We start from the raw sequence: 12,200 nt of genomic DNA, 5'->3' as shown, positions 1-12,200 counted from the left end.
ACACGCCGGTCGGCGGCGTGATCGGCGTGGTCTCCCGGGGGGAGCGCCGGTTCTGCACGAAGCCGTTCGTGCACGGCGGCGGGTCGTTGACCGTGGTGCGCGCGAAGAGCGAGACCGCACCGTCGACGGGGGAGGTGTTGACCGCGGTGGTGAAGGCGTTCGCGATGCCCGGGAGGATCGTCAGCACCTGGCGGATGCCGGCGTCGTAGAGCGAGACCACCTGCTGCACCTGCACGACCGAGCGCAGCAGCCCCGGCGTCGAGGAGCTCAACGCGTCGATGAGCTTCGTGGTCTGGTCGGCGAACCGCGGGCCCTGCACGAGCGCACCGCGCAGATCGCGGTCGGAGCGGGCCAGGGTGTCGGTGAAGGCGTCGAGGGAGGACGCCGCCCGGGTGAGCGAGGATCGGCTGCCCGCCTGGGTGCCCAGCACCCGTTCGGCGCGGGTGATGAGGTCGCGGGTGGGGTCGAGGTTGTCGGTGAACTGCTGCTGGAGCGGCAGGATCGAGTCGAGCAACGTGCCGAGATCCTGCTCGCCCTCGCCCAGACCGGTGCCGATCTCGTCGACGGCGGTGTTGAGGTCGTCGGCCGGGATGTCGGAGACGAGGTCGTCGACGCGGCGCAGCAGCTGGGCGGTCGTGATCGGCAGCGGCACGTCGGTGGCGTCGAGGGTGTCGCCGTCGCCGAGGGTGGCGACCTTGGCGCCTGCCGCGGGTGCGGGCGCCGTGAGGTCGAGGTACTGCTCACCGGCGGCCGAGATGCTGCGCACGCGCGCGACGGCCGTGGTCGGCACCTGCGCGTCGTCCTCGATGCGCACCTCCGCGACGACCCCGTCGGCGCTCGGGCGCAGCGAGGTGACCTCGCCGATCTCGACCCCGCTGAGGGTCACGATCGAGCCGGGGTAGAGGCCGCCGCCGTCGGCGAGACGGACGTCGACGTCGCGGTAGCCGATGCCGACCAGACGCGGTGCGTCGAGGTAGGCCATCGAGGAGTAGCCCACCGTGGCCGCCGTGAGCGCAGCGAAGACCCCCATCTGCCACCGGGTGCGGCGGGTCAGCCTGCTCATCGGGTGCCTCCCTGGGCCGAGTCCTGTGCGGTGCGCCCCAGCAGGCCCGGCAGCAGTCCGCCGAGGACGCCGCCCTGTCCGGTGCCGGTGCCGGTGCCCGTGCCCGTGCCCGTGCCGGGACCCTTCCCGCCGAGCAGGCCGCCGACCAGGTCGCCGACATCGCCGAGCACGCCGGGCAGATCCGGCAGCGGGGCGCCCGCGGCGGGCGGACCGTCACCGGCGCCCAGCGGCGGACCCTGGAGCAGGGTGCCGCCGGTGGCCGGCAGCTCGAAGCCGTGCAGCAGGTTGCGCGCCAGCAGGTCGGGCGAGGCGTCGAGGGTGATGAAGAGGTTGCCGTAGTCGCCCTGGAACATCTTCGGGAAGGAGGTGTTCCCCGGGAACGGGTAGGTCGGCAGGATCGAGAGCGAGTTCGTCAGGTCGGTACCCGACGCCGCCAACCGGTTCAGCGCGGGCTCGAGGTCCTCGAGGTTCGCCACCAGGTCGTCGCCCGAGGCGCGGACGACGCCGCGAGCCGTGCGGCCGAAGTCGGAGAGCGCCGTGAGCGTCCGCGTCAGCTGGGCGCGGTTCTCCTCGATCGCCGTGAACGCCTGCGGCAGCGTGTCGAGCGCGGTGCCCAGGGTGTCGTCGCTGCCGAGAGTGCGGCTGAGCGAATCGAGCCGATCGACGACCCGCACGATGTCCTGCCGCTGGCGGCTCAGGCTGGTGATGAAGACGCGGAACCGCTTCACGAACGCACGGGCCTCGCCCTCGCGGCCGTTGACCACGCGGTCGAGCTCGTCGGTGATGGTGCGCACCTGCTGGAGGCCGCCGCCGTTGAGCACGAGCGATAGCGAGGCCAGCACCTGCTCGGTCTGCGGGTAGTTGCCCACGGTGGCGGTGCGCACCGTGTCGCCGTCGCCCAACCGGCCCTCGGGTGCGGCGTCGGTGGGCGCGGCGAGCTCGAGGTACTTGGCACCGAGGAGGCTCTTCTGGCCGACCCGCGCGACCGCGTTGGCCGGGAGTTCGACGTCGCCGTCGAGCTGCACCGTCGCGACCGGCGTCCAGCCGTCGACGGACAGGTCGGAGACGCTGCCGACGGTGACGTCGTCGACCTTCACCTCGCTGTTGGGCGTCAGACCGGAGGCCTCGACGAGGTCGACGGTGACGGTGATGGCGTCGGGTCCGCTGCCGGCGCGGTAGGGCAGCGGCACGCTGGTCACGCCGTCGTACTCGCAGCCGCTGAGGCCGAGGGCCGCCACGGCGACCGCGATGAGCAGGGTGGGGGCGCGCATGTCAGCGACCTCCTGCTCGGCCCGAGGGGCTGGGGGACGGCGACGGCGCGTTGTCGGGGTCGCGTTCGATGCCGTTGACCCCGACCGGGGCGTTCGGCACCCGCACCAGGTCGAGCAGCGGGTGCAGCGCGGTCTCGCAGTAGCGACGCGCCTGGGTGCTGGTCGCCCCCTCGGGCGCGGCGCCCATCGCGATCCCGCACAGGAACTGGGCGGGGTCGTTGAAGTTCGTGGCCGCGACGCTCGTGGTGACCGCGCCGCTGAAGGGGTCGTAGATGTTGTGCAGGTTCGACACCGCGGTCGGCGCCCGGTGCAGCACGTCGGCGAGCGCCTGCCGGCTGCGTGCCAGGTTGGCCGTGATCGCGGAGAGGTCGACGACCGTGCTGGCGATGCGCGAGCGGTTGCGCGCGATGAAGTCGCTCACCACCGCCGTGCTCGCGTTGAGGCTGCGCAGCAGGGCCGCGAGGTTCTGCCGGTTCTCGCCGAGGATGCCGGCGACGGTGGCCAGACGCCGGTTGAACAGCGCCACCTGGGCGTCGTTGGCCTGGAGGGCGGTGACGAACCGGCCGAGGTTGCGGATGACGCTGAAGAGGTCGGATCCGCCGCGCGAGAGCGCGTCGAAAGCGCCGGCGAGCTCACGCAGCGAGGCCCGCATCGTCTCGCCCTGCCCGCGCACGTTGTCGGCGGTGACCTGGAGGACGCGCTTGAGCGCGCCGTCCGTGCCGCCGCGCGGGCCGAGCACCTGGGCGAGGGCGTCGACCTGGTCCTTGATCTGGTCCCATTCCAGCGGCGTGGCGGTGCGGCTCTCGGGGATCACCGCGCCGTCGGCCAGCGCCGCCGCGCCGTCCTGCGCGAGCGGGCTGAGCTGGATGTAGCGCACGCTCACCAACGTCGGCGTGACGACGGCGGCCGAGGCGTCGTCGGCCAGGCGGTAGCGGCTGTCGTAGCGCAGCACCACCTTCACCCGGTCGGCCGACGGGTCGACCTCGGTCACCGAGCCGACCGGGACGCCGAGGATGCGCACCTCGTCGCCCGGGTGCACGTTGACGGTGCTGGCGAAGTAGGCGGTGACGGTGCGATCGCCGTCGCCGGTCAGCCGCCAGCCCGCGAAGGCCACGGCGGCCACGAGGGCGATCACGACGGTGACGGCGACGCGCAGCCGCGCGGCCGAGGCGGCGGTCCGGCGCATCACGAGGAACCTCCGACGGTGGGGGTCTGCGACAGGATGCTGTCGACGGTCTGCTGGGCCATGTTCGAGGGCACGAGGTTGGCGATGTAGCCGTAGAACCACGGTCCGCCGTTCACGGCCTCGCCGAGCGAACCGGTGTAGTTGCGCAGACCCTCGATGGTGGCGGTGAGGTTGGCGCGGTTGCGCTTGAGCAGGTCGGAGACCCGGGCGAGCTGGTCGAGCGCCGGACCGATCTGCTGGTCGTTCTCCTCGGCGAGCGCCCGCAGCTGACCCAACAGGGCGTTGGCGTTGATGAGGACGGCGCGCAGCGCGGTGCGGCGCGCGGTCAGCTCGGCGAGCAGGTCGTTGGCGTCGCGCACCAGGGTGGTCAGGTCGCCCGACCGGGTCGCGAGGATGCCGCTGACCTGCGAGGCGCTGCGCAGCAGGTCGAGCAGGGCACCGTCGCGGCTGGCGATCACCCGCGCGCCCCGGCGCACGCCCTCGAGGGCGGCACGGACGTCGTCGGGGGTGTCGGCGAAGGTGTCGCTGACCGTGTCGAGCGCCCGTGCGAGCTGCGCCTTCTTCAGCGGCTGCACCTCGCCGCCGAGACCCTCGAGCTGGCTCTGGAGGTCGAAGGGCGCCCGGGTGCGGGCCACCGGGATCGTGGCCGAGCCCAGCTCGCCGTCGCCCTTCGGCGTGATCTGGAGGAACTTGCGCCCCAGCACCGTCGCCGACTTGATCTCGGCCTGGGTGTCGCTGCCGAGCCGGACGTCCTTGTCGAGGCGGAACGCCACCTCGACCTGGTCGTCCTCGATGGTGAGGGAGGAGACCGTGCCGAGGGTCAGCCCCGCGACGCGGACGTCGTCCCCGGGGCGCAGGCCGGCGGCCTCGGTGAAGCGCGCGTGGTACTCGCGCTCGGTGAGCACGCCCTTGATGCGGGCCGCGCTGAGCGAGCCGACGACGATGAGCGCGAGCAGCACGGCGCCGACCACGCCGAGCACAGCGGGGTTGCGCTCGGCGAAGCGCTTGTTCATCAGACGCGAGATCACGACTGGCACCTCTGTTCCTGGCTGCGGGTCATCGCCGTCAGCACCGGCGGGGCACCGGGCAGGTGCAGGCGGATCTGGACGCCGCACAGGTAGAACTGGAAGGCCGACTGGTAGATGCCGACGCGGCCGACCAGCGCCTCGTAGCCGGGCACGCGCCGCAGCAGCCGGTCGAGCTCGGGCTCGTCGGCGTTGATCACCTTCGAGAGCGCCTCGATCTCGCGCAGGTCGGCGCGGATGCCCGGACGCGACCGCGCGACGAGTCGGGTGATGTCGTCGGTGGCGCCCCCGATGCCGCTGAGCGCCTCGCCCAGCGCGGCGCGGTCGTCGGCCAGACCGGAGACCAGGGTGCGCAGGCGGACGACGAGGGCGTTGGTCTGGGGGGTGCGGGTCTCGATGGTGCCGAGCACCCGGTCGAGGTTGGTGAGCAGCGAGCCGATCACCTGGTCGCGGTCGCCGATGGTGTCGGTGAGCTTCGCGGCCTGCCCGAGGATCGCCTCGACGTCGCCGCCCTCGCCCTGGAGCACCTGCACCAGCGAGGAGCTCAACGCGTTCAGCTTGGTGGCGTCCAGACCCTCGAACAGCGGCGAGAAGCCGTTGTAGAGCTGGTCGAGGTCGAGCGCCGGGCGGGTGCGGTCGGCCGGGATCGTCGACCCCGCGGCCAACGGCGCCGCCCCGGGTGTGCCCTGCTGGACCTCGAGCAGACGGCGTCCGAGCAGGTCGCGGTAGCGGACGACCGCGGTGCTGGCCTGGGTGACCGGCACCGAGCTGGCGACGGTGAAGGTGACATCGACCAGGCCGTCGTCGGCGAGGTGGAGGCTCTCGACGTGGCCGACGCTCACCCCGGCCACCTGCACGTCGGCGCCCTTGCGCAGGCCCGACACGTCGCGGAACCGCGCATGGAAGGTGTGCTCGTCGCGCACCGCGGCGTTCGTCACGACCGAGTAGATCGCCACGCCGGAGGCCAGCGCGAGCAGGGTGAAGAACACGACGCCCAGGGACATGAGCGGCAGAGGACGGCGGTTGCCCACCGCCCGCCCGGTCGCCTCGGACTCGATCACGCGCTCGGTCTGCTGCTCGGTCATCGCGGCACCCCCGGAACGCCGATGCGGGTGCCGAAGAGCTCGAGGTAGAGCGAGTCGGCGTCCTGGAGGGTGACCGGCGCGTCGGTGTCGTCGAGGTTCGGGGAGCCGTCGTCGAAGCCGGTGGGCCGGTAGTGGCCGTTCGGGCCGATCGGACCGCCCAGGCAGCCCGGCACGTCGGCGCGGACGACCGGCAGGTTCTTCTGGCGGTCGTATCCGTCGGCGCCGGGCACGACCGTCAGGTGCACCCACAGGCCCGGGTAGCGACCGCCCGAGGCCGGCTCCTCGGCGATGCGCTCCTGGTTGAGGGAGGCGAACAGGCACGGGAAGAACGGCGCGTAGCGGGCCAGGGTCGTGGTGGTCGGCCGCAGCAGGGCGAGGGCCTGGTCGAGGGGGACGGCGTTGGTCGCGAGGTAGGCGCGCGTGGTGTCGCTGGTCTCCTCCAGCGCACCGAGGAGGGCGCTGAGGGCCTTGGTCTGCTGGGTGACGGTCGCGCCGGTGCGCGAGGTCGAGTCGAGGATCCGCAGCAGCTGCGGGGCGATGCCGGCGTAGATGTCGGCGACGTCGCCGGTGGTGCGCAGGTCGCGCTCCATCGTGGGCAGCACGCTGTTGAACCGGTCGAAGTAGTCGGCGGCCTGGGTGAGGTAGTCGCCGAGCTGCGTGCCGCGCCCGTCGAGAGTGGTCGAGAGGGCGCCGAGGGCGGTGTTGAGGGACGCCGGGCGCACGGTGTCGAGCACGTCGACGAGGTCCTCGAAGGCGGCGTTGGCCTCGACCTGCACGCGGTCGGCGGCGATGACGTCGCCGTCCTGCAGACCGCCGGCCGACCCGGAGCCCGGGGTGAGGTCGACGTACTTGGGGCCGAGCAGGGTCGGGGAGACGATGTCGGCCGAGGCATCGGTGGAGAGCTGTCGCGCGTAGGTGGGCTCGAGGCGCAGGCCGATGACGGCGTCGTCGCCCTCGCGTCGCACGGAGTCGACCTTGCCGATCGTGACGTTGCGCAGGGCGACGTCGGCACCCGGTTCGAGCAGCAGGCCGGCACGGTCGGCGCGCACCTCGATCAGGACGCTGTCGTCGAAGGTCCGCTGCTGCACGGCGACGCCGAGGCCGACGAGGAGTGCCAGCGCGACGACGGCACCCAGACCGCGCACCTGGAGGCGGGTGCGGTCGGAGGCCGGGGGGCGCGCGGCTCGACGGGGCGTGGACATGGGGACGGCTCTTTCGCGAGTGGGGAGGGTGGTGCGGTGACGGGAGGGATGCGGGGGGTGGCCGGGGGTCAGCGCGAGAGGTGGATCGAATCGGAGTTGCCGTAGAGCAGGACGCTCGTGGCGAGCACGAGGAAGAGGACGACGATGAGGGAGAGCCGCACCGAGCGGCCCACGGCCTGGCCGACGCCGGCGGGTCCGCCGGTGGCCTGGTAGCCGTAGTAGGTGTGGATGGCCATCACGACGGTCACCGAGATGACGGTCTGCACGAAGGCGATGGCGATGTCGCCGGGCAGCAGGAACGCCGAGAAGTAGTGGTCGTAGGTGCCGGGGGGCAGGCCCTCGAAGGTGACGGTGCGGATCTTGCTGGTGGTGAACATCGCGATCATCGAGATCGCGAAGAGCGGGACGGCGGCGACCGTGCCCGCCACGATGCGGGTCGAGACGAGGTAGGGCAGCGGCGGCACGGCCATGACCTCGAGGGCGTCGATCTCCTCGCTGATGCGGCGCGCGCCGATCTCGGCGGTGAAGCCGGCGCCGACGGTGGCCACGAGCGTGACGCTGGTGATGATCGGCAGCACGATGCGGATGTCGGCGAAGCCGGCGAGGAAGCCGGTGTACTCCTGGAGGCCGACGAGCTCGAGGGTCTTGTAGAGGAGCTGGGTGGCCTCGGTCGCCGCGGCTACGAGGGTGACCGCGATGATGACCGCGGTGCCGCCGATCTTGGCCAGGTTGCCCGAGCCGAACATCAGCGCACCGAGCTGGGTCCAGGTCTCGCCGCGGTAGCGGCGCACGGCGCGCGGGACCGAGCCGTAGGCCCGGGCGTAGAAGGTGAGTTGGCGGCCGGCCTCGACCAGGCCGTCGCCGGGACGGCGCAGCAGGGCGCGCAGGCGGGAGTCGCCGCCGCCGGCGACCAGGCCGGCCATCAGAGGGTCCCCAGACCGAACTGGATGCGGACGGCGGAGATGAGCGCGTTGGCCAGGAAGAGGGCCATGAAGGAGATGACGACCGTCTCGTTGACCGCCTCGCCGACGGCCTTCGGGCCGCCGGTGGTGGCCAGGCCGCGGTGGCAGGCGATGAGTCCGCCGAGCAGACCGAAGGTGAGGCCCTTGGCCAGGCCGGAGTAGAACTCGCCGGGCCCGGCCAGCAGGGAGAGGTTGGCGACGAACTGACCGGGGCTGGCGCCCTGGAAGCCGACCGAGACGATGTAGCCGGCCACGAGGCCGACCACCGAGAGCATGAGGGTGAGGCACGTCGAGACGAGCGTCATCGCGACCACGCGCGGGAGCACGAGGCGGTGGATGGGGTCGATGCCGAGCACCTTCATCGCGTCGATCTCCTCGCGGATGACGCGGGAGCCGAGGTCGGCGGCGATCGCGGTGGCCCCGGCGCCGGAGACGACCAGGACGGCGGCGATGGGGGCGGCGTTGGTGAGCACCACGAGGCCGGCGGCGGCGCCGGCGAGGTCGAGGGCGCCGATCTCGGCGAGCAGCTGGTTGATGAGGAAGAGGACGACGCCGAGGTAGGGGATCACCAGCAGCAGGGCGGGCACGATCGAGACCCGGATGATGAAGCGGGTCTGCTCGATGAACTCCCGGCCCGGGAACGGCAGGCGGGTCGCGGCGACCGCGGTGTCGAGCGCGGTCGCGAAGAAGCCGCCGAGGGGCCGCACCGGGGCGCGGACGGCGTCGAGCACCGCCATGGGGGACCTCCGATCGGCCTGGATCCGGGCGGGGCACCCGGATCTCGGTTTGTGACGCGTTCGTCACATAAGCATATGCAGTGTGACGGAGTCAACAACCGGTTTCGCCAGAATCCGCTGGGCAGGATCGCCGGATCAGGTGCCAGATCGGGCGCCGGCGCTCATCGGATTTGCGATGAGGCAGTCGCGCGAGGGGTATCGGCCGAACATACCGCGCAGTATGATCTCGGCCATGACCGTGACCGCCGCCGTTCCCGGACACCTCCACGTCGTCAGCGCCGCCACCGAGGAGGTGCTCGCGACCCTGCCCGAGGCCGGGCCCGCCGAGGTCGACGCCGCGGTGGGCGCCGCCCGCGCGGCCTTCGACGATCCCGCCGGCTGGTCGACCTGGAGCGCGGCCGAGCGCGGCGTCGTCCTCGCCCGCCTGGCCGAGCGGCTCGCTGCCCGCGGCGACGACCTCGTGCACGCGGTGAGCACCCAGAACGGCATGCCGGTCGCGATCGGCGCCGGCTCCGAGGGGGTCGTCGGACCGCGGATGCTGGGCTACTACGCGAGCGTGATCGCGGCCCAACCGGTCGAGGAGGAGCGGCAGCGGCCCGGCGGCGGCACCACCGTGGTGCGGCGCGGGCCGATCGGCGTCGTGGCGGTGATCGTGCCCTGGAACTTCCCGCTCTCCCTGGCCTTCTTCAAGCTCGCGCCCGCCCTGCACGCCGGCTGCACGATCGTGTGGAAGCCCTCCCCCGAGACCGTGCTCGACGCCCGGATCGTCACCGAGGAGATGGCCGCCGCCGGCCTCCCGGACGGCGTGGTGAACCTCGTGCTCGGCGGCCGCGAGACCGGCATGGCACTGGTGCAGCATCCCGGGGTCGACAAGGTCGCCTTCACCGGCTCGACCGCGGCCGGCCGGGCGATCGGCGAGGCCTGCGGGCGACTGCTGCGGCCGGTCTCGCTGGAGCTCGGCGGCAAGTCGGCCGCCGTCGTCCTCGAGGACGCCGACCTGCCCGCGCACGCCGCCGACGTCTTCGCCGCCTCCCTGCTCAACAGCGGGCAGACCTGCTACCTCTCCACCCGCGTGCTCGCCCCGCGCTCGCGCTACGAGGAGGTCGTGGAGTTCTACGCCGGCCTCGCACGCTCGCTGCGCATCGGCGACCCCCTCGACCCGGCGACCCAGATCGGCCCGGTCGCCACCGCCGCCCAGCGGGCGCGCGTCGAGGGCTTCATCGCCGGCGCGCTCGCCGACGGCAGCCGCCTCGTGGCCGGCGGCGGTCGACCCGACATCGACCGCGGCTGGTACGTCGAGCCCACCGTCTTCGCCGATGTCGACCCGCGCAGCACGCTGGCCCGCGAGGAGGTCTTCGGACCCGTGCTCGCGATCACGCCCTACGACGACGAGGACCACGCCGTCGCCCTGGCCAACGACTCGGCCTACGGCCTGGCCGGCAGCATCTGGACCGAGGATGTCGACCGCGGTCTCGCGGTGGCGCGGCGCATCCGCACCGGCGCGCTCGGCATCAACGGCTTCCGCCTCGACGTCGCCTCGCCGTTCGGCGGGCTGAAGGACTCCGGCCTCGGCTACGAGCTCGGCCCCGAGGGCCTGGCGACCTTCCAGGAGCTGCGCTCGATCTACACGGCGCTGCGCTGAACCCCTGCGCTGGGCCCTACGCCGAGCCCCTGCGTTAAGCCCGGGTCAGCGCGCAGCGGGTCGGTCAGTCGCCGGCCTCGAGGTAGATCAGCCGGTTGAGCTCGCCGAACATGGCGCGCAGCCGCGCGACGTCCAACGGCGGCCGGTGCTGGAAGCCGACCAGCACGCTGACGGCGGTATCGGCGAGCAGCCCGGCGGCCTTGGCCTCCACGCCCACGGCCATCAGCACCTGGCGGATGCGCTCCTGCCGCGAGGCGTCGACGCGTGCCTGGCAGGCCGCGACCTCGGGGTTGCTGGTGCCCCACGCGCGCAGCGCCGCCTCGGTGGCGTGCGGCAGCGCGACGGCGGTCTCGGTGAGCCGCGGCACCTGCCAGATCGCGTCGTCCTCGCCGTCGGAGAGGCGGGCGATCGGCTCGACCGTGTGCTCGTGCTCCCAGTAGGCCAGGACCGCGGTATGGAAGGCGGGCAGGCTCTCGAAGTGGTGGTAGAAGGAGCCCTTCGTGATGGCCAGGCGCTCGCACAGGGTGGGCACGGTCAGGCCCTCGCTGCCGCTCTCGCCGAGGATCTCCAGACCGGCCCGCAGGTAGGTCTCCCGGGTCACGCGCGCCACAGCTGGATCCTCCCACTCCCCCGCCGGTCAGCCGACGAGGGCTGCGGCGAGTTCGCGACGCACCGCGATGAGCCGGCGCGGACGGCCGAACGCGACGGCGCCGATGGTGCGTCCCTCGCGGCGGTAGGTCGCCACGAGCGCGCCGGCGTCGTCCTCGACCTCGACCTCGTCGGCCCAGGCGGTGAAGCCGACGCCCTGGATCTTCACCCCGAGCTGGTCGGTCCAGAAGCTCGGGACGGCGTGGTGGCGCGGCTGCCCGCCGAGGATCGCCTCGGCGACCACGCTCGCCCCCTCGACCGCGTTCGACCAGTGCTCGACGCGCACGGGTGCGCCGACCAGCGGATGCTCGAAGCGGACGACGTCGCCCACCGCGTACACGTCGGGGTGGGAGAGGCTCGCGAGATCGGAGCCGCACACCACGCCATCGTCGAGGGCGAGGCCGCTGTCGGCGAGCCAGGCGGTGGCGGGCCGCACGCCGATGGCGACGACGACGAGGTCGGCGGCGAGGTGGCCGCCGTCGGCCAACCGCAGGCCGGTGACGCGGCCGCCCTCGGCGGTGAACGCCTCGGCGGCCACGCCGAGCCGGAAGTCGACGCCGTCGGCGCGATGCAGGTCGAGCAGGTGCTGGGCGACCTCCGGCCCCAGCGGCCGGGAGAGCGGCAGGGGTGCGGCGTCGACGAGGGTGACGGCCAGGCCGCGCGCGCGGCAGGTCGAGGCGAGCTCGGCACCGATGAAGCCGGCTCCGAGGACGACGACGTGACGGGGGCCGGCGTCGAGGTCGGCGCGCAGCCCGTCGGCGTCGTCGAGCGTGCGCAGCAGGTGGACGCCGTCGAGGCCGACGTCGAGGCCGGGCGGCACGATCGGCGTGGTGCCGCAGGCGAGCACGAGACGGTCGTAGGTCTCCTCGCCGCCGTCGGCGAAGGAGACGATCCGGCGCGCGGGGTCGAGGGCGGTGGCCGCGGCACCCAGACGCCACCGGACGGCGTCGTCGGGCAGGGTGGCGTCGAGTCGCAGGTCGGCGGGCTGCCGTGCGCCGCCGAGGTAGTCCTTCGAGAGCGGCGGCCGGTCGTAGGGCCGGTGCGGCTCGTCGCCCGCGAGCACGATCTCGCCGTCGAATCCCAGCGTGCGCAGGGATTCGGCGGTGCGGACGCCCGCGAGCGAGGCGCCGACGATGAGCACCCGCTGCGGCCGGGCGGGCTCGCTCACTGCTCGAGGGTGATCGCGCGGACCGGGCAGACGGCAGCCGCCTTGACGACGGCGGCGCGCTCGGACTCCGGCGGCTCGGCGACGTAGTCGACCGAACCGTCCTCGGTGACCTCGAAGACGTCGGGGGCGGCGAACTCGCACTGGCCGTGGCCTTCGCAGAGGTCGAGATCGACGGTGACCTTCATGGCTGCTCCTCAGAGGTTCGCGGGGT

Annotated in this window: 12 protein-coding genes; 1 reads left to right on the top strand and 11 read right to left on the bottom strand. The window is 73.1% G+C overall.

The genetic code is table 11. The features are described from left to right. From ABD671_RS07365 to ABD671_RS07330, 8 genes are all read right to left on the bottom strand, one after another. On the bottom strand, positions 1-1,063 hold a 1,063-nt coding region (locus ABD671_RS07365), incomplete at its 3' end, for an MCE family protein (RefSeq protein ID WP_344732640.1). Next, positions 1,060-2,334, bottom strand: coding sequence for an MCE family protein (locus tag ABD671_RS07360; protein ID WP_344732639.1), 1,275 nt, complete (start codon positions 2,332-2,334; stop codon positions 1,060-1,062). The genes ABD671_RS07360 and ABD671_RS07365, both read right to left, overlap by 4 nt. A gap of 1 nt (position 2,335) precedes the next feature. Further along, positions 2,336-3,520 (bottom strand): MCE family protein, encoded by a 1,185-nt coding sequence (locus ABD671_RS07355; RefSeq protein ID WP_344732637.1) that lies wholly within the window; start codon positions 3,518-3,520, stop codon positions 2,336-2,338. Next, on the bottom strand, positions 3,520-4,548 hold the full coding sequence (locus ABD671_RS07350) for an MCE family protein (RefSeq protein WP_344732636.1): 1,029 nt from the start codon (positions 4,546-4,548) through the stop codon (positions 3,520-3,522). Before ABD671_RS07350 ends, ABD671_RS07355 begins: the two co-directional genes overlap by 1 nt. Further along, a complete protein-coding gene (locus tag ABD671_RS07345) occupies positions 4,545-5,630 on the bottom strand; it encodes an MCE family protein (RefSeq protein WP_344732635.1) in 1,086 nt (361 codons plus the stop codon). Before ABD671_RS07345 ends, ABD671_RS07350 begins: the two co-directional genes overlap by 4 nt. Then, positions 5,627-6,832 carry an MCE family protein gene (locus ABD671_RS07340; protein ID WP_344732634.1) on the bottom strand — a complete coding sequence of 402 codons (1,206 nt, stop codon included), beginning with the start codon at positions 6,830-6,832 and terminating at the stop codon, positions 5,627-5,629. Before ABD671_RS07340 ends, ABD671_RS07345 begins: the two co-directional genes overlap by 4 nt. A gap of 68 nt (positions 6,833-6,900) precedes the next feature. Further along, the gene (locus tag ABD671_RS07335) at positions 6,901-7,755 is read right to left on the bottom strand and encodes an ABC transporter permease (RefSeq protein WP_344732633.1); all 855 of its coding nucleotides are present in this window, start codon (positions 7,753-7,755) and stop codon (positions 6,901-6,903) included. After that, positions 7,755-8,531, bottom strand: a complete 777-nt coding sequence (locus tag ABD671_RS07330) for an MlaE family ABC transporter permease (protein ID WP_344732632.1) — start codon at positions 8,529-8,531, stop codon at positions 7,755-7,757. The genes ABD671_RS07335 and ABD671_RS07330 overlap by 1 nt, the downstream gene beginning before the upstream one ends. A 232-nt stretch (positions 8,532-8,763) precedes the next feature. Between ABD671_RS07330 and ABD671_RS07325 the strand changes: the two genes are divergently transcribed. Next, complete coding sequence (locus tag ABD671_RS07325; RefSeq protein ID WP_344732631.1) at positions 8,764-10,173, top strand: aldehyde dehydrogenase; 1,410 nt, start codon at positions 8,764-8,766, stop codon at positions 10,171-10,173. A gap of 64 nt (positions 10,174-10,237) precedes the next feature. Here ABD671_RS07325 and ABD671_RS07320 read toward each other — a convergent pair whose 3' ends face one another. Genes ABD671_RS07320 through ABD671_RS07310 form a run of 3 tightly spaced genes read right to left on the bottom strand, consistent with a single transcriptional unit; the run spans position 10,238 to position 12,174 of the window. Beyond that, a complete protein-coding gene (locus tag ABD671_RS07320; RefSeq protein WP_344732630.1) occupies positions 10,238-10,783 on the bottom strand; it encodes a TetR/AcrR family transcriptional regulator in 546 nt (181 codons plus the stop codon). Positions 10,784-10,810: 27 nt separating this feature from the next. After that, positions 10,811-11,989 (bottom strand): NAD(P)/FAD-dependent oxidoreductase, encoded by a 1,179-nt coding sequence (locus ABD671_RS07315; RefSeq protein ID WP_344732629.1) that lies wholly within the window; start codon positions 11,987-11,989, stop codon positions 10,811-10,813. Then, on the bottom strand, positions 11,986-12,174 hold the full coding sequence (locus tag ABD671_RS07310) for a ferredoxin (protein ID WP_344732628.1): 189 nt from the start codon (positions 12,172-12,174) through the stop codon (positions 11,986-11,988). The genes ABD671_RS07315 and ABD671_RS07310 overlap by 4 nt, the downstream gene beginning before the upstream one ends. Between the last annotated feature and the right edge of the window lie 26 nt (positions 12,175-12,200).

The organism is Nocardioides fonticola (assembly GCF_039536805.1).
Lineage (GTDB): Bacteria > Actinomycetota > Actinomycetes > Propionibacteriales > Nocardioidaceae > Nocardioides > Nocardioides fonticola.
The sequence above is the reverse complement of the archived record's forward strand: the minus strand, read 5'-3'. Positions and strand labels throughout refer to the sequence as shown.

What these genes read in the sequence shown, in the direction of transcription:
- ABD671_RS07345 (WP_344732635.1), bottom strand. Translation starts at nt 5,630, where the DNA reads ATGACCGAGCAGCAGACCGAGCGCGTGATCGAGTCCGAGGCGACCGGG.
- ABD671_RS07360 (WP_344732639.1), bottom strand. Translation starts at nt 2,334, where the DNA reads ATGCGCGCCCCCACCCTGCTCATCGCGGTCGCCGTGGCGGCCCTCGGC.
- ABD671_RS07325 (WP_344732631.1), top strand. Translation starts at nt 8,764, where the DNA reads ATGACCGTGACCGCCGCCGTTCCCGGACACCTCCACGTCGTCAGCGCC.
- ABD671_RS07355 (WP_344732637.1), bottom strand. Translation starts at nt 3,520, where the DNA reads ATGCGCCGGACCGCCGCCTCGGCCGCGCGGCTGCGCGTCGCCGTCACC.
- ABD671_RS07335 (WP_344732633.1), bottom strand. Translation starts at nt 7,755, where the DNA reads ATGGCCGGCCTGGTCGCCGGCGGCGGCGACTCCCGCCTGCGCGCCCTG.
- ABD671_RS07340 (WP_344732634.1), bottom strand. Translation starts at nt 6,832, where the DNA reads ATGTCCACGCCCCGTCGAGCCGCGCGCCCCCCGGCCTCCGACCGCACC.
- ABD671_RS07330 (WP_344732632.1), bottom strand. Translation starts at nt 8,531, where the DNA reads ATGGCGGTGCTCGACGCCGTCCGCGCCCCGGTGCGGCCCCTCGGCGGC.
- ABD671_RS07310 (WP_344732628.1), bottom strand. Translation starts at nt 12,174, where the DNA reads ATGAAGGTCACCGTCGATCTCGACCTCTGCGAAGGCCACGGCCAGTGC.